Source organism: Lysobacter korlensis (assembly GCF_042434515.1).
On sequence record NZ_JBHLTG010000014.1, the window covers coordinates 61,873 to 78,921 of the forward strand.

At 72.3% G+C, this 17,049-nt stretch carries 8 protein-coding genes; 7 read left to right on the top strand and 1 reads right to left on the bottom strand.

What is annotated here, in order from left to right; genetic code table 11:
- Positions 1 to 45: 45 nt before the first annotated feature.
- The 6 genes from ACFFGH_RS32085 (at position 46) to ACFFGH_RS32110 (ending at position 14,527) form a co-directional block, all read left to right on the top strand.
- Positions 46 to 5,862 (top strand): Ig-like domain-containing protein, encoded by a 5,817-nt coding sequence (locus ACFFGH_RS32085; RefSeq protein WP_386676570.1) that lies wholly within the window; start codon positions 46 to 48, stop codon positions 5,860 to 5,862.
- Positions 5,840 to 6,898 carry an AAA family ATPase gene (locus tag ACFFGH_RS32090; protein WP_386676572.1) on the top strand — a complete coding sequence of 353 codons (1,059 nt, stop codon included), beginning with the start codon at positions 5,840 to 5,842 and terminating at the stop codon, positions 6,896 to 6,898. The genes ACFFGH_RS32085 and ACFFGH_RS32090 overlap by 23 nt, the downstream gene beginning before the upstream one ends.
- Positions 6,895 to 8,364: a DUF58 domain-containing protein gene (locus ACFFGH_RS32095; RefSeq protein ID WP_386676574.1), complete on the top strand. Its 1,470-nt coding sequence runs from the start codon at positions 6,895 to 6,897 to the stop codon at positions 8,362 to 8,364. The genes ACFFGH_RS32090 and ACFFGH_RS32095 overlap by 4 nt, the downstream gene beginning before the upstream one ends.
- Entirely contained in the window at positions 8,361 to 10,712 is a 2,352-nt protein-coding gene (locus tag ACFFGH_RS32100; protein WP_386676576.1) for a transglutaminaseTgpA domain-containing protein, read from the top strand. Before ACFFGH_RS32095 ends, ACFFGH_RS32100 begins: the two co-directional genes overlap by 4 nt.
- Positions 10,709 to 11,680, top strand: coding sequence for a zinc-ribbon domain-containing protein (locus ACFFGH_RS32105; RefSeq protein ID WP_386676578.1), 972 nt, complete (start codon positions 10,709 to 10,711; stop codon positions 11,678 to 11,680). The genes ACFFGH_RS32100 and ACFFGH_RS32105 overlap by 4 nt, the downstream gene beginning before the upstream one ends.
- Before the next feature lie 93 nt (positions 11,681 to 11,773).
- Entirely contained in the window at positions 11,774 to 14,527 is a 2,754-nt protein-coding gene (locus ACFFGH_RS32110) for an FtsK/SpoIIIE domain-containing protein (protein WP_386676579.1), read from the top strand.
- A 4-nt stretch (positions 14,528 to 14,531) separates the two neighbouring features.
- On the opposite strand, the gene ald is transcribed toward ACFFGH_RS32110, so the two are convergent.
- Complete coding sequence (ald, locus tag ACFFGH_RS32115; protein ID WP_386676581.1) at positions 14,532 to 15,650, bottom strand: alanine dehydrogenase; 1,119 nt, start codon at positions 15,648 to 15,650, stop codon at positions 14,532 to 14,534.
- Between the two features lie 184 nt (positions 15,651 to 15,834).
- Here ald and ACFFGH_RS32120 point away from each other — a divergent pair, with 184 nt between their 5' ends.
- Positions 15,835 to 17,046 carry an ABC transporter substrate-binding protein gene (locus ACFFGH_RS32120; protein ID WP_386676583.1) on the top strand — a complete coding sequence of 404 codons (1,212 nt, stop codon included), beginning with the start codon at positions 15,835 to 15,837 and terminating at the stop codon, positions 17,044 to 17,046.
- Positions 17,047 to 17,049: the final 3 nt, after the last annotated feature.

Sequence of the window (17,049 nt, forward strand, 5' to 3'; positions counted from 1 at the left end):
GCCGCGCGCGTGATCGGTCGCTGGATCTCGGCCAACAAATCCATCGTGACGAGTGTCACGAGCGGATCGCTGGTTGCGGCGCTCGTCGCCACCGCCGCCGTGCTCTCGAACGGCTACACGGCACAGCGCTTGGACCTGAACGACGCCTCCGTCTGGGTGGCGAGCGGCACCCGGCAGGCTGTCGCACGCGCGAACACCGAGGTGCGCACCTTCGACACCGTGGTGGAGACCACCGGCAGCGACCTCGAGGTGGTGCAGGCGGGCACCCGCGTGCTCGTGCTCGACCGCGGCGCCGCCAAGGCCGATGTGCTCGACCCGGCGACCGCCCAGGTCGTGGAGACCGTCTCACTGCCGCCGGGCCGCCCCACGCTCGCGCTCGCCGGCGACAACGTCGTGGTGCACGAAGAGGACACCGGCCGCCTGTGGCTGGTGCCCTTCGCGCAGTTCCCGAGCTTCGACCCGGACGCCGAACCGGACCTCAGCCTGGGCGTCGGGGCGCTCGTCAGCGTGGACCCCGTTGGCGCGATGTTCACCTTCTCGCCGTCGGTGGGCACCGTGTCGCGGGTCGACGCGGGCACCGCCTCCGCCGTGGAGTCCTCCACCGCGGTCGACCTGGGAGAGGAGGGCGACGAGTTCCAGCTCACCAGCGTCGGAGGCCGATGGGCGCTGCTCAACCTCACCAGCGGCACCCTCCAGCTGGAGGGCTCGTCGCACGACCTGGCCGACGCGCTGCCGGACGGCCAGGCGGAGCTCCAGCTGCCGTCTTCGGACCCGGGGAACGTGCTGCTGGCCCATCCCGCCGGTCTCCTCTCGGTGCCGTTCGACGGGTCTGCCCCCACCGAGCTGTCCTCCGGCCTCACCGGCACCCCCGCGCGTCCCGCCGTGGTGGACGGCTGCGCGTTCTCGGCGTGGTCCGGCGGCGACCTCTGGAGGCAGTGCGGCGGCGACGACGGGCCCGGTGAGGAGCTGCGCCTCGACGGTGTCTCCGCCGGGGCCCAGCTCGTGTTCCGCGCCAACGGCTCCCGCGCGGTCCTCAACGACTCCCGCGGCGGCTCCACCTGGGCGGTGCAGTCCTCGGCGGAGCTCATCGACAACTGGGAGCAACTGATCCGCCAGGAGGAGACCGACGAGCAGGCGGAGGAGAACGATCCGGACAACCCGCCTGAGGTCGACAAGCTTCAAGAGCCCCCGGTGGCCGTCGATGACGAGCTCGGCGCCCGGCCGGGTCGCACCAGCGTGCTGCCCGTGCTCCTCAACGACTACGACAGCAACGGCGACGTGCTGGTGATCAGCGATGTGGAGCCGCTTCCGGTGTCCGTCGGACGCGTCGAGGTGATCAACGACAACCAGCAGCTGCAGATCACCCTGGACTCCGACGCGGAGGGCGAGCTCAAGTTCGCCTACTCGATCAGTGACGGCCGCGGTGGAGCTGCGACGGCCACCGTCCGGGTCACGGTGCGCGGCGGTGACGTGAACGGGCCGCCACGGCAGGTGCGGCAGACCCGCACCGTGGTCGAGAGCGGCGGCGTCGTCTCGACCCAGGTGCTGGGGGACTGGGTCGACCCCGACGGCGATCCCATGTATCTCGCGAACGCGGCGGTGGCCGAGCCGGATTCCGCCGCCTACGAGCCCGGCGGCGAAGTCGTGTACACCGACGCCGGCTCCGGGGCAGGCCCGCGGACCGTCGCGCTCACCGTGAGCGACCTCCGCAGCTCGGCGAATGGTCGCCTGACGGTCACCGTGAGCGACGCCGGCGACGTGCCGATCGTGCCCGACGCGTTCGTGGTGCTGGCATACGCCGGGCAGGAGGTGCGGATCGATCCGCTCCCGCACGTGCGCGGCGGCACCGGCGCGCTGCGGCTCACCTCCGTGCCCGCGAAGACCGGCGCCACCATCACCCCGAGCTACGAGAAGGGCACCTTCCGCTTCCGCAGCGACGAGGTGCGCACCCACTACCTGGAGTACGTCGTCTCCGACGACGAGCGCAGCGCCACCGGTCTGGTCCGCGTGGAGGTGCTGAGTCCGCCGGAGGCCAACCTCACCCCCATCACGGTGCCGAAGACGGTCTTCGTGCGGAGCCTCGCCAGCGAGACCGTCGAGGTGGCGGAGACCGACATCGACCCGGCCGGCGGCGTTCTGTCGGTCACCGGCGTTCGCGACATCCCGCCGTCGGCCGCCGTGCGGGCGGAGATCCTCGAGCAGAGCGCTGTGCGGGTGACGCTGTCGGCGCCGCTCGACGAGCCGCTCACGTTCGGATACCGGGTGAGCAACGGACTGGCGGAGGCGGACGGCACCATCACGGTGATCGAGATCCCCCGGCCCGAACGGGTGCAGCCGCCGATCGCGCGGGACGACAGCGTGACCGTGCGCGTCGGCGACGCGATCGACATCCCCGTGCTCGCGAACGACGAGCACCCGGACAACGAGGCGATCCGACTGGTGCCTGAGCTGGTCTCGTCCGTGCCGGACGGGGGAGGGCTGCTCTTCGCCTCCGGCAGCCGCCTGCGCTACCTGGCGCCGGAGCGGACGGGCATCTACACCGCCGTCTACTCGATCGAGGGTCCGGGAGGCGAGACGGCGCAGGCCGAGGTGCGGATCACCGTGAACGAGGTCAACGAGGCCGCGAACACCCCACCGGTGCCCCGCGGGGTCACTGCGCGGGTGCTCGCCGGCGAGCGGGTGCTCATCGACGTGCCGCTGAACGGCGTCGACCCCGACGGCGACTCGGTGCAGCTGCTCGGCCAGGCGACCAACCCGGAGAAGGGCGCCGTCGTCTCCGTCGCCGGGAACGTGATCGAGTACGAGGCGGGCAGCTACTCGGCCGGCACCGACAGCTTCACCTACACGGTGGTCGACGGCCTCGGCGCCCGCGCGACCGGCACGGTGCGGGTCGGGATCATGCCGCGCATCGAGGGCACGCGGAACCCGGTGGCGATCGAGGACGAGGTGCACGTCCGGCCGGACCGCACCGTCGCCGTGCAGGTGCTCGCCAACGACAGCGACCCGGACGGCGGCGCCCTGCGCGTGACGAGCGTCGAGACCGGCGACGACGAGTCGCAGACCGAGATCATCGACGACGCGGTCGTGCGGGTGACGCCCCCGACGAAGCCCGGCCGGTACGGCTACGTCTACTCGATCGAGAACGAGTCGGGTGGAACAAGCTCCAACTTCCTCACCGTGGTCGTCGATCCGGATGCGCCGCTGGCGTACCCGCTGGCCGCAGACACCGTGCTGACCCTCTCCGACGTGCTCGACCGGCAGAGCGTCGACGTCGACGTGCTGCGGAACGTGTTCTTCGCGGAGGGCGACTCGTCGGAGCTCGGGCTCTCCGTGCTGCCCGGGTACGGAACGGCGGAGGTGACGGCCGACCGGCGCATCAGGGTGCAGATCGGCGAACGCAGCCAGGTCATCCCGTTCGCGGTCTCGCACCCTGAGAACGAGGACGTGCGCTCCTATGCGTTCATCTGGGTGCCCGGGCTCGAGGACGCCATCCCGCAGCTCGACCGCACGGCCGAGCCGCTGGTGGTGACGAGCGAGGAGACGCTCACCATCGAGCTGAACGACCATGTGCTTGCGGTCGCCGGCAAGCGGGTGCGGCTCACCGACTCCAGCACCGTGCAGGCGACCCATTCCAACGGGCAGGACCTCGTCGTCGACGAGGACACCCTTCGCTTCACGTCGGCCGCCCGCTACTTCGGACCCGCGTCGATCTCGTTCCAGGTGACGGACGGGGCATCGGCGAACGATCCGGAAGCGCGCACCGCCACCCTCGTGCTGCCGATCCAGGTCGAGCCCCGCAACAACCAGCCTCCGCAGTTCCTCGGCGGGGTCATCGACTTCGAGCCGACCCAGGAGATCGAAGTCGACCTGGTGAAGCTCACCAACTACCCGTATGCCGACGACGTGGACGAGCTGGAGTTCCGGGTGCTGGCCCCGTCCCCGGAGGGGTTCAGCTACGACCTCGACGGTCAGATCCTCACCCTCCGCGCCGACGAGGACGCCGAGAAGGGCTCCCGCACCGGCATCAGCCTCAGCGTTCGCGACGCGCAGGCCGCCGGCGCCGGCGGGCGGATCGAGCTCAGAGTCGTCCCCTCCACGCGTCCGCTCGCCCGGCCTGCCCCGGACCAGGCTCTCGTGCGGCGCGGGTCCGCCGAGACGGTCGACGTGCTGGCCAACGATGAGGCGACGAACCCGTTCCCGGGCGCAGGTCTGCGCGTCGTGGCGATCCGCGGACTGGACGGCGCCTCACTTCCGGCGGGAATCGAGGTCGAGCCGAGCAGTGACGACCGGCGGCTGTCCGTGCGCGTCGACGAGGACGCCGAGCCGGGCGACGCCCACCTGCAGTACCAGGTGGAGGACGCCACCGGCGATCCGGACCGCCGCGTCTGGGGATCGGTCACCATCTCGGTGCAGGACGTGCCCGACGCTCCGGTGGCGGCGGAACGGCAGGGCGGCTTCGTCGGCGGCGAGCTGAGCCTGCGGATCACACCACCGAACTCCAACAATTCGGCCATCACGAACTACCGGGTCACCAGCACCACCGGAGGCGCCGAGTACTCGTACGACTGCGGCCTGCAGACGATCTGCCGGCTGGAGGGACTCGAGGTGGCGAAGCAGTACACCTTCCGGATCGTCGCCGAGAACGGGATCGGCGAGAGCGCCCCTGGGGCCCCCAGCGCGCCGCTCAGCGTGGACTACCTGCCGGATGCGCCAGGGAACGTGCAGGGCCAGCCGATCGCGGACGACCCGGCCGGCGGTGCCCTGCGGATCACCTGGACCCCGTCCCAGGTGCCGTCCGGTGGCAGCCCCGTCGTCGACTACGTCGTCGCCATCAACGGCAGCGTCGTGGCGACGGTCGCTCCGGAGACCACCGGGATCAACACGGCATCGCGCGGGATCCCGCTCCAGCCGAACACCGTCGCGGAGATCAGCGTGCACGCCCGGAACAGCGCTCAGGCCGGTGAGTCGGCCTGGCTGCGCAGCGGCGCGAGCGTGCGCACGGTCGGTCCTCCCGGCGCCCCGTCGCCCGCCCCGTCGGCCGTCGTGGAGGGCAGCGGAGGCGACATCCGCGTCAGCTGGGGCACCAGCGACCCGAACGGCGCCGGCTCGGTGACCTACGCCGTCGCACGCGTGGACACGGCCGGATCGGTGCCCACCAGCTGCTCCGGCGCCGAGGGCAGCCGTGTCTCGCCGCAGGGGGTGTCCTCCGGCTGGCTGGACACCGACACCCGCGACGGCCGGAACTACGTGTATCTGGTGATCGCCGACAACGGGCTGTTCTGCCGGGTGTTCGCGTCCGGCTCGGTGGAGGCCAAACGGCCGCCCGGCGAGGCGAGCGGCACCGCGTCCATCGCCTACAGCGACTCCGGCCAGTACGACATCTTCGCGAACGGCAACGTCACCGCGTCGGGCATCGTGGCGAAGTACCAGTACCGGCTCTCCACCGACGGCACCTGGCGCGACCTGCCGGGCAGCCGCCAGCTCACCTCGCTCGCCGACTCGTCGGTGTACGGGCAGAGCATCACCGTGCAGTTCCGCGCGTGCCGGGACAGCAGCACCGCGTTCTGCGGGGAGCCGAGCAGAGCCGGCGACCCGCTCACGCCGGTCAACACCCGGGTCGCCGCGACGAGTTGCATCCCGGACGAGCGGCCGCAGATCACCGCACCGCGCTCCGGGGCGAGCCTCAGCTACTCCTACCGGGTCGCGTACCGGGTCGGATCGGGTGGCTGGAGCGATTACGACGAGTATTCGCCCGCGAACCCTGTACCGTCAGACGCGGTGGGGATCCGGGTCAAAGCCAGAGTCACGATCGGCTCCGAGACCTATGAGGACAGGGGATATGGCGAGTTCGCGTGTCGATGAGGTAGATCAGGTCCGCGCGTTCGGCGCGCCGGCGGTGCAGCAGGATGCGCTCCGCGGCTCCCGGGCGACGATGACGGCGGAGCAGGCGGCCCGGTTCTCGGCGACGTTCACCCGCCTGGTGGAGAACGTCGAGCACGTGCTGCTCGGCAAGACCTTCGTCGTGCGGCTCGCGTTCACGGCGCTCCTCAGCGAGGGGCATCTGCTGCTGGAAGACGTGCCAGGGACCGGCAAGACGTCGCTCGCCCGCGCCATCGCGCAGAGCGTGCAGGGGACGAACAACCGCGTGCAGTTCACCCCGGATCTGCTTCCTGGCGACATCACCGGCGTCAGCATCTTCGACCAGCGGAAGGGCGACTTCTACTTCCACCCCGGCCCGGTGTTCGCGAACATCGTGCTGGCGGATGAGATCAACCGTGCCAGCCCGAAGACGCAGGCGGCGCTGCTCGAGGTGATGGAGGAGGGGCACGTCACCGTCGACGGTGTGACCCACCCCGTGGGTGCGCCGTTCATGGTGATCGCCACGCAGAACCCGATCGAGCAGGCGGGCACGTACCGGCTGCCTGAGGCCCAGCTGGACCGCTTCCTGATGCGGACCTCGATCGGCTACCCGGACCACGCCTCCACGCTGCGCATCCTCGAAGGATCATCCGTGAAGGCGCACGAGACGATGATCCCCCCGGTGGTCACAGCCGAGGTGGTCATCGAGATGGCGGAACTGGCACGGACCGTGCACGTGGACCCCGCCATCAACGACTACGTCTCCCGCCTCGTGGACGCCAGCCGGAGTGCCACCGAGGTGCGGCTGGGCGCCAGCGTGCGCGGCGCCCTCTCCCTCATCCGCGCGGCGAAGACCCACGCGGCCGCGGCCGGTCGTCACTACGTGGTGCCCGATGACATCAAGCAGCTCGCCGAGCCGGTTCTCGCCCACCGGCTCATCCTCGACGCCGAGGCGGAGTTCGACGGTGTGACCGCCGGCAGTGTCGTCGCGCAGATCCTGATGGAGACCCCGCCGCCGAGCGATCGGCAAGCCGTGTGAGCTCGCCCGACCGGAGCCGGCGTTCGCCGCAGCAGGCCGGCCAGCCGCGCAGCAGGACGGTGCTGACGCGCAGCAGGACCGGCGTCGCCGGCGGCACGCGGACGTCCGCGACCAGCCGGCGGTCGGAGCTCGACGCGCACACCGCGATCGAGGGGCTCACGAACGCCCGCACCCGGATCGTCGGCACGCGCACCGGCTTCCTCGCCGACCTGGTCGTCGGCGTGGTGCGCCTGTTCACCTCCGTGCGCGGCGGCGTGGCGGCGGTGTTCCGGGCGGTCTCGACCGTCGTCACCCCGCTTGGCTGGACCGTGCTGGCGGTCACCCCGCTCTGCTTCCTCGCCGGCTACGGCCTCGGCTGGACCGAGCTCGTCGTGGTGGCCTGGACCCTCACCGCGCTGCTCGTCGCCGCCGGCGTGTACCTGCTCGGCCGGACGTCGCTGCAGGTGGACCTCGAGCTGCCGCGCAGCCGTGTCGTGGTCGGGCAGCCGGCGGCCGCGCGCATCCGGGTCAGCAACCCATCCGCCCGGCGCAGCTTCGGCATGGGCGTCGAAGTGCCCGTCGACGAGGGGCTCGCGGCACTTGCGGTGCCGGGCATCCCGGCCGGGGGCGCACACGAGGCCGAGTTCGGCGTTCCGACTGCCAGGCGCGGCGTGCTCGCGCTCGGTCCCGCGCGCACGGTGCGCGCCGACCCGGTGGGCATGGTGCGGCGGGAGCTCGAGCTGACCGAGACGACCGAGCTGTTCGTGCACCCGCGCACGATCGCCATCCCGAGCGCGAGCCTCGGCGTGGTGCGAGACCTGGAGGGCACGCCCACCCGGGACCTGACCTCGAGCGACGTCTCCTTCCACTCTCTGCGGGAGTACGTGCCTGGGGATGAGCGGCGCCACATCCACTGGCGGTCCACGGCGAAGACCGGCACCTACATGGTCCGGCAGTTCGAGGAGACCCGGCGCAGCCACCTGGTGGTGGGGTTGAGCCTCGCGACCGCCGACTACGCGAGCGAGGAGGAGTTCGAGCTGGCGGTCAGCGTCGCCGCGTCGCTCGGCATCCGCGCGATCCGGGACGGGCGCTCCCTTTCGGTCGTGGTGGGGGAGCGCACCCCGGCGTTCGCGAAGCGGAAGGTGTTCGAGGTGCGCTCGCTCTCGACGCTCAGCCGCAGCCGGCTGCTCGACGACTTCGCGGGCCTTCAGCGTGAGGAGTCCAGCCTGCACATCCCGGACGTCGCCCGCGTGACGGCGGCGAAGGTGCCGGCCATTTCCGTCGCCATGCTGGTCTGCGGCTCGGGCGCCACCGCGGCGCAACTGCGCGGAGCGGCGAACCAGTTCCCGCTCGGTGTCGAGGTGACCGCGGTCGTCTGCGACGCGACCGCCGTGCCCGGATACAAGCGCCTTGCCGGGCTCACCGTCTTCACCGTCGGGTATCTGGAGGATCTGGCGAAGGCGCTCGCCCGATCGGCGGCCGCGTGACCTCGCACCGCACCCCGGGCACCCGCAGCGCCAGGGTCCCCGCGCTCGGATTCACCGTCGTCACGACCCTGCTCTTCTGGGCCACCATGGCCGCGGCGGCGGTCGCGCTCTGGCCCCTCTATCGGGATCCATCCTTCGTGCTGCTTGCCGCCGCCACGATCCTCGCCGGGTCCGCCGTCGCGATGGGCGGCGCCTTCACGCGCGCCTCCGGCGGCAGCGTCATGGTCGCGACGCTGGCCGTCTTCCTGGTGCTCGGCGTGCCGCTTGCCGTGCCCTCGAAGGCGGCGCTCGGCATCCTGCCGACCGTGGACGGGCTGCTCGACCTGCTGGCCGGGGTGGCCCTCGGCTGGAAGCAGCTGCTCACCATCACGCTGCCGGTCGGGAACTATCAGGCGCTGCTGGTGCCGGCGTTCGCGCTGCTGCTCACCGCCACCGTCACCGGCCTGTCGGTCGGGCTCCGTGCCAAGTACGGCGAGCTCGGCGTGATCGCCCCGGTTCTCGTGTTCGTGCTGGCGGTGCTGTTCGGCCCTGAGGAGGCCGTGGCGCCCGCCGCGCTGGCGCTGGCGCTGCTCGCCACCATCCTGCTGTGGGTTGTGTGGCGGCGGTGGTACCGCAGGCGTGAGGCGATCCGCACCCTCTCGGCCGGCACGGTTGGCGCTGAGCCGGCCCCGCAGGCCGCCCGGGATCACCGCTTCGTCGGCGCCCGAACCCTTGCCGCCGCCGCCGTCCTCCTGCTGATCGGCGGTGCCGCCTCGCTCGGCATGACGCTCGCCGTGCCACCACCGGCCGAACGCAGCGTGCTGCGGACCACCATCGAGCAGCCGTTCGATCCCCGGGACTACGTGAGTCCGCTCGCCGGCTTCCGGCGGCACCTGCAGGAGGGCTCCGCCGAAGAGATCCTGTTCACCGTCGACGGGCTGCCGACGGGCGCACGGATCCGGCTCGCCACCCTGGACACCTACGACGGCGTCGTCTACGCGGTCGGCACCGCCGACGCCGACACCGCGTCGGGCACCTTCACCCGGGTGCCGAACCGGGTCGCCCAGGCCGCCGGCGACGGAACGCCGGTGGATCTCTCCCTCACCGTGCAGGGGTATCGCGGGGTGTGGGTGCCGACGGCCGGCTCACTCGTCGCGGTCGACTTCACCGGCCGCGGCGCCGCCGACCGTACCCTCTACGTCAACGAGGTGACCGGCACGGCGGCGGTGGTCCCCGGGCTCGAGGAGGGTGCGGCGTACCGGCTCAGCGCCGTCCTGCCCGACCAGCCGACGGAGGAGCAACTGGCGGAGGCGACCCCGGGCGCCGCGAGCGTGCCGCGCACCGTGCCGCTGCCGGAGGCGCTCGCCGACCGGCTGGACGCTTATCTCGCCGGCTCCGCGTCGGCACCCGGGAGCCAGCTCTCGGCCATGCTGGCCGGGCTTGCCCGGGACGGCTACATCAGCCATGGGCTATCGCCGGAGGAGCCGCCGAGCCGCTCCGGCCACTCGCTGGACCGGCTCAGCGAGCTGTTCACCGATCCGATCATGATCGGCGACGCCGAGCAGTACTCCGTCGCGGCGGCCCTGCTGGCGCGGGAACTCGGATTCCCGGCGCGGGTCGTGTTCGGGTTCGCTCCCGATCCGACGGACGCCGCCCGGGTGGCGGTGCGCGGCAGCGACGTCGCTGCCTGGATCGAGGTGAACACCGCGGAGCACGGCTGGGTGGCGCTCGACCCGACGCCCGCCGAACGGCAGATCCCCGACGCCCTCCCGGAGGAGCCGACTCCCATCTCGCGCCCGCAGACCGTCGTGCCGCCGAACCTGGCGGAGCAGGAGCAGCGGGACGACGCCCCACCGAGCGAGACGAGTCAGGACGACGCGCCGGTGCCCGATCCGCTGCTCGAGCTGCTGTTCACCGTGCTGCGCGTCCTCGGCTGGACGATCCTCGTGCTGGCGCTCGTCACCTCCCCGTTCCTGCTCATCGTCGGCGCGAAGCTCCGGCGCAGGGAGCTGCGTCGCACCAGCGGCACACCGCGTGACCGCATCCGCGGTGGCTGGGACGAGTTCCAGGACGCCGCACTCGACCGCGGCATCGACGCTCCCCCCTCACCCACCCGCAGCCAGTTCGCGGAGGTGGTCGGCGGCAAGCGGCCCCGCCTGCTTGCCGTCGTCGCCGACCGGGCGGTGTTCTCCCCCGACGACCCCGCGGACGCGGACGCCGACCGTGTGTGGCTCGCTGTGGAGGAGTTGCGCAAGACCCTGGATTCCCGCCGAACTCGCTGGGAACGCGTCCGCGCCGCCGTCTCACTCCGCTCACTGCGTGGTTATAGTTTGCGGAACCTCTTGCCCCGCCGGAACGGAGAGCCATGACCGCCGACGACCACGCCCAGTCGCCAGGCTCCGTCGGAGGCGGCGACTCGGACGCGGCCGGCGAGCCCCTCGGGCAGCGCTGCTGGAACTGCGGCTCACCCCTCCCGGAGGGCGCCATGTTCTGCGGGGAGTGCGGCAGCGCCGCCGGCCAGCGCACCGTGCGCCCGGGCGATGCCGACGTGCCCGGAGACGACACCCCGAGAGCCGAGCCTGCCGGGCCGCAGTCGTCGACCGGCGAGAACGACGCAGGGACACCCCCGCACGGCGACGCGCTGGTGGAGGCACCCACCCGCGGGCACGGCGCCGAGCCGGAGGAGCCCGACGCGGAGGACGACTCCGCGGAGCGCTCACCCGACCAGGACGACGCGGGCACACCTCCGCACGGCGACGCCCTGATCGGTTCGCCGGCGGCGGACGCACCGGGGGAAGCACCGAGGGAAGCGCCGGGGGAAGACATCCCGGACAGTGCGCCGACCGAGGTGCAGCCCGTTCTCGCCGACGCCGAGCGACCCGTGCCGGATCCCGATGCGGATGTCGACGTGGACGCTGACGCTGACGCTGACGCGGGGGCGGACCCTCTGGCGCCGCTCACCCCGGAGGAGCGGTTCGCGGCCGAGCGTCTGCTCGACCCGGAGTCTCAGGCAGACAAGTTCGTGCTGCAGTTCAGCACCGGTGAGAGCGCCACCGTCTACGGCTCCGGACTGGTCGGCCGGAACCCGATCGCCGAGCCGGGGGAGTACGTCGACCACTTCGTCGTGATCCGCGACCCCGGCCGGTCGGTGTCGAAGACGCACCTCGAGTTCGGGCAGGACAACGGCGCCTTCTGGGTGCTCGACCGCTTCTCCGGCAACGGGTCCGTGCTCCGCGAGCCGGACGGCCAGCCGAAGCGCTGCGAGCCGGGCCGCCGGTACTTCGTGGTGCGCGGCACCCGGATCGAGATCGGCGACCAGTTCTTCGTGCTGAGCTGACACCCCTCCCTCAGACCATCGCCGCTCGGGTCCGGCATCCCGGACCGGTGACCTTCTGGGTCGCCGGCCGTGGTCCAGGGTCAGAATGCCGTCGTGCGCGACGATCCGCCCCCGCAGCCTGTGCCGCTGCCGTCCCCGCCGGAGGAGCGGCGGCCCGCACCGCCGTCGGTGCTCTCCTTCCTGGTGCCGGTCGCGGGGTCCCTGGTGCTGTGGGCGGTCACCGGCTCTCCGGTGAGCCTTGCGTTCGCCGCCCTCGGGCCCCTGCTGCTCGTCGCGGGGCTGCTGGACGGTCGATGGCGGCTGCGGCGTGACCGCCGGCGGGACGAGCTGCGGTACGCCGAGCGGCTCACCGAGATCGAGCAGCTGATCGAGGAGCGGCACCGGGAGGAGCGGCGCCGGGCGGCGACCCGCGCACCGTCGGTGCGGGAGCTGACGAGGCAGCCCGCCGGCTGGCGGAATGCGCCCACTGCGCCGCTCCAGGTGCGGCTCGGGCTGGCGGAGCTGCCGAGCGGACTGCGGCTCACACCGGAGCCGGCGGGTGCCGAAGCCGGTGTCGTGGATCGGCTGCGGGCGAAGGCGCGGGCGCTGCCGGACGCACCGCTCACGGTGGATCTCCGCGGCGGCCTCGGTGTGGCGGGGAGCGGCGCCGGCGCCGACGCGCTCGTGCGCTCGGTGCTGCTGCAGGCGCTCTGCCGGATGCCGCCGGGCGCGACGGTCGAGGTGACGGGGCAGGCAGAGGGATGGCTCGCCGTCTTGCCGCATCAGGTGCGAACGGTGCCGTCCGGCGTCGACTCGGCTGCGAGATTCGGAATCGACGATGGCGGGGCGCCGGCGCTCGTTCGCCGGGTGCCGGAGGCGGCGCGGTGGCCGCCGGACTGCGCCACGGTGGTGACGGTGGGTGCAGGCAGCGGGCGGGTGCTGCGGCATCCGGTGCTGCCGCCCGGGGCGTCATTCGTGCCGGACGCCGTCTCGTCCATCGAGGCGCTGCACGTCGCCAGGTCCCTCGCCGCCGCCGCGCCGAGCGCCGGTGCAGGCATCCCCGACCGAGTCGGGCTGGGGCAGCTGCTGCACGCCGGAACGGGGACCGCGGCCGAGGTCCCCGTCGGCCGGGCGGCCTCCTCTTCCCTCCGCTGCCCGATCGGCGGGGCACCCGGTGGCACGGTCGCGGTCGACCTTGTCGCGGATGGGCCGCATGCGGTGATCGGCGGGACGACGGGCAGCGGGAAGAGCGAGCTGCTGCGGAGCTGGGTGCTGGCGCTCGCCGCCCTGCATCCGCCAAGCGCGGTGCAGTTCCTGCTGCTCGACTTCAAAGGCGGGGCGTCGTTCTCGGAGCTGGAGCGGTTGCCGCACACGGTCGGCGTCGTGACGGACCTGGACGGTGCCGCGGCGCACCGGGCGGTGGAGAGCCTCCGGGCGGAGCTGCGGCACCGTGAGCGGGTGCTGGCGGCGGCCGGATCGCGAGCGATCGACGACGGCGCAACGGGCCTCGCCCGTCTGGTCCTGGTGATCGACGAGTTCGCCACCCTGGCCGAGCAGCTGCCCGAGTGCCACGCGGTGCTGGGCGATGTGGCGGCCAGGGGCCGCTCGCTCGGCGTGCACCTGATCCTCTGCACCCAGCGACCCGCCGGGGTGGTGCGGGACGCCCTGCTCGCCAACGCCGGTCTCCGGCTCTGCCTGCGGGTCACCGCGGACGAGGACTCCAGGGCGGTCGTCGGCGTCCCCGACGCGGCCCGGCTGAGTCGGCCCGGGCGGGCGATCCTCGCAACCGCCGGAGCGCCGCCGCTGCAGCTCCAGGTCGCGGAGGCGGAACCCCGGCTGCCGTCAGAGGTCACGGCGATCTGGCCGGCAGCGCAGACCCGTCGGCCGTGGCTGCCCGACCTGCCCGAGCGGATCGAGCCCGCGGAGCTCCCGGCCGGGCACGGGCTCGTGTTCGGGCTGGCAGACCGTCCGGAGGAGCAGTCACAGACGCCTGCGGCGTGGGACGCCCGGCGCTCCGGCGGGCTGCTGGTGCTCGGAGGACCCGGGTCCGGCCGCTCGACGGCGCTCGCCGCGGTGGCGGCCGCCGCAGGAGCGCCCGCAGTGCTCTGGCCCGCGTCGACCGTCCCGTGCGTGTGGGATGCCGTCGCAACCGCGCTCAGCCGCCTCGATGCGGGCGACCGGACCCCGCGGCTCCTGCTGCTCGACGACATCGACGGGGTGCTTGCGGCCGCGGGCGGCGAATACGCTCACGAGCTTGCGGAGCGGCTGCTGCGGATCCTACGGGAGGGGGCTGGCGCCGGCATCTCGGTCGCGATCACGGCATCGCGGCTGCCCGCGGCGCTGAACGGCGCGACGCCACTCATCGGCTGCCGGCTGCTGCTGCGAGCCGCGTCGCGGGACGAGCACCTGCTCGCGGGCGGCACTCCGGCACTGTTCGACCGATCCGCGCCGCCCGGCCGCGGGGAGCTCGCCGGCCTCCGGGTGCAGGTCGCCGACGCGCGGCGGGGGTCGCTCCCACCCGTCGAGGCGTCGGTGACGGTGGAGCCGGCACCGGGCCTCGTCGTGGTGACGACCGGCCCGGCCGCGTTCGAGGCTGCCTTCGGCTCGCGGCTGGTGCAGCGGCTCGCCGTTCGGGACCACCAGGATGCCGGGCGGGCCGGCGGCGTGCTGGTCGGCTCGCCGGACGAGTGGCAGGCCCGCTGGAGCGTCCTCCGGCAGCTGTCCGCCACGCAGCCGGTCGTGTTCGACGGCTGCGGGCCGGCCGAGGTCCGGTCCCTGCTCGGGCGGCAGGAGCTGCCGCCGCCGTGCTCCGGTCGCGCCCGGTGGCTGTTCCCGCCGGGCGGGCCGGCCGTCCGCGCCCGGTTCTAGTCGATCACCCCGTGAGCACGGCGTCCAGGCGCGCATGGTCCAGGCCGTGCGCCGCCGCGACCGCGTCGTTCACCACCGAGCCGTCATGCACGTTGAGTCCCAGCGCGAACGCCGGATCTGCGGCCAGCGCATCCCGCCACCCGTGCGCGGCCAGCGCCCGGACGTACGGGAGTGTGGCGTTCGTGAGGGCATAGGTGGAGGTGGCCGGCACCGCGCCCGGCATGTTGGCGACGCAGTAGAACAGCGACCCGTGCACCCGGAACGTCGGGTCCGCGTGGGTGGTCGGATGCGAGTCCTCGAAGCAGCCGCCCTGATCCACGGCGATGTCGACGAGCACACTGCCCGGCAGCATCCGCGACACCAGGGCGTTGCTGACCAGCTTCGGCGCTCTTGCGCCCGGGACCAGCACAGAGCCGATCACCAGGTCCGCGTCGAGCACCGCGCGCTCGATGGCGTAGGCGCTCGATGCGAGCGTCTTGATCCGGCCCGCGTACAGGGCGTCCAGCTCGACCAGACGCTGCAGGTTGGTGTCGAGCACCGTCACGTCGGCGCCGAGCCCGACGCTCACCGACGTCGCGTTCGCACCCGCGACACCGCCGCCGAGGACGACGACCTTGGCCGGCCGCGTGCCCGGAACGCCCGGCATCAACAGCCCCGGCCCGCCGTTGGGTTTCAGCATGGCGTTCGCGCCGACGAGGGGTGCCAACCGCCCCGCCACCTCGCTCATCGGCGCGAGCAGCGGCAGCACCCGCGAGGGCAGCTGCACGGTCTCGTAGGCGATCGCGGTGACGCCGCTCCGCGCCAGGGCCCGAGTCAGGTCGGCCTCGGCGGCGAGATGCAGGTAGGCGAACAGCACCAGTCCCGGCCGGAAATGCCGGTACTCGCTCTCGATCGGCTCCTTCACCTTCATCACCACATCGGCGTCGCCCCAGACGGCGTCGGCGTCCGGCACCAGGGTCGCACCCGCCTCCGCGTACGCCTCGTCGGGGATGGAGGAGCCGCCACCGGCGCCCGTCTCGACGAGCACCTGGTGGCCGTGCTCGACCAGGTCGTGCGCGCCCGCGGGAGTGATCGCCACGCGGAACTCGTTGTTCTTGACCTCACGGGGCACGCCGATCCTCATGGAGCAAGCGTACGGTGGCGCACAATGGATTCCGAAGGGATTTTGTGCGCAGACCGCTGATTTCGCGAATTTCGCGTTTCGGAATGGGCGGAAAGGCCGCTTTCGATATCGCACAGCGCGACCGTGTGCCAATATCGGTTCACACCCTCACCAGGTCTGCACCGCGTTCCGAAGGAGCACTGACATGCCGAGACGACTGCCAGAAGATCCACTCATCCGAGCCCTCGTCCAGCAGGCCAGACGCGCACAGCTGAGCCGCCGCGGCGTGCTCACCGGTGCGGGGCTCGGCGTCGCGGCGCTCACTCTCGCGGCGTGCGCACCGAGCGGCAGCACCGCACCGACGGCCGCCCCAGACCGGTCCGACGAAGACAAGACGCTCAAGTGGGCGAACTGGCCGCTGTACATCGACGAGGACGAGAGCGGCGGCTACCCGACGCTGGTCGCCTTCGAGGAGGAAACCGGAATCGAGGTCGACTACCTCGTCGACGTCGACGACAACAACACCTACTACGCGCGGGTGCGCGACCAGCTGCAGCTCGGTCAGGACATCGGCGCCGACACCGTGTGTCTGACCGACTGGATGGTGGGCCTGTGGATCCGGCGCGGGTTCACGCAGGAGCTCGACCACGCCAACATCCCGAACATCTCGAACCTGATCCCGTCGCTGCAGGATCCCGACTTCGACCCCGGGCGGAAGATGTCCCTGCCGTGGCAGGGCGGCTTCGCGGGCATCGCCTGGAACACCGAGAAGGTGCCGAACGGTCTGAAGTCGGTGGAGGACCTCTGGGCTCCGGAGCTGAAGGGGCGCGTCGGGGTGCTCTCCGAGATGCGCGACACCATCGGCCTGATCATGATGGAGCAGGGCACCGACATCTCGGGCGAGTGGGGCGACGCGGAGTTCGACGCCGCGATGGAGGTCTTCAGCGAGCAGGTGGAGTCCGGCCAGATCCGCAACGTCCGCGGCAACGCGTACGTCGAGGACCTGCAGAACGAGGACACCCTCGCCGCCATCGTCTGGTCGGGCGATGTGACGGGCCTGAACGCGGAGGTGGGCTCCGAGAAGTTCGCGTTCGCCATCCCGGAGGGCGGTGGGACGCTCTGGAACGACAACTTCCTCGTGCCGATCGGCTCACCGCGGAAGAAGAACGCCGAGACGCTGATGAACTACTACTACGACCCAGCGGTGGCGGCCGAGGTCGCCGCCTGGGTCAACTACATCACGCCGGTCGCCGGAGCGAAGGAGGCGATGATGGACATCGATCCGGAACTCGCCGACAACCAGCTCATCTTCCCGGACGAGGAGACCCTCGCCAAGGTGAAGATCTTCCGCGCACTGACCGGGCAGGAGGAGTCCAAGTACAACTCGGCCTTCCAGAGCGTGCTCCTGGGTTCCTGAGGC

Coding starts and splice junctions, on each gene's coding strand:
- ACFFGH_RS32090 (WP_386676572.1), top strand. CDS start 5,840: ATGGCGAGTTCGCGTGTCGATGAGGTAGATCAGGTCCGCGCGTTCGGC.
- ACFFGH_RS32105 (WP_386676578.1), top strand. CDS start 10,709: ATGACCGCCGACGACCACGCCCAGTCGCCAGGCTCCGTCGGAGGCGGC.
- ald (WP_386676581.1), bottom strand. CDS start 15,650: ATGAGGATCGGCGTGCCCCGTGAGGTCAAGAACAACGAGTTCCGCGTG.
- ACFFGH_RS32120 (WP_386676583.1), top strand. CDS start 15,835: ATGCCGAGACGACTGCCAGAAGATCCACTCATCCGAGCCCTCGTCCAG.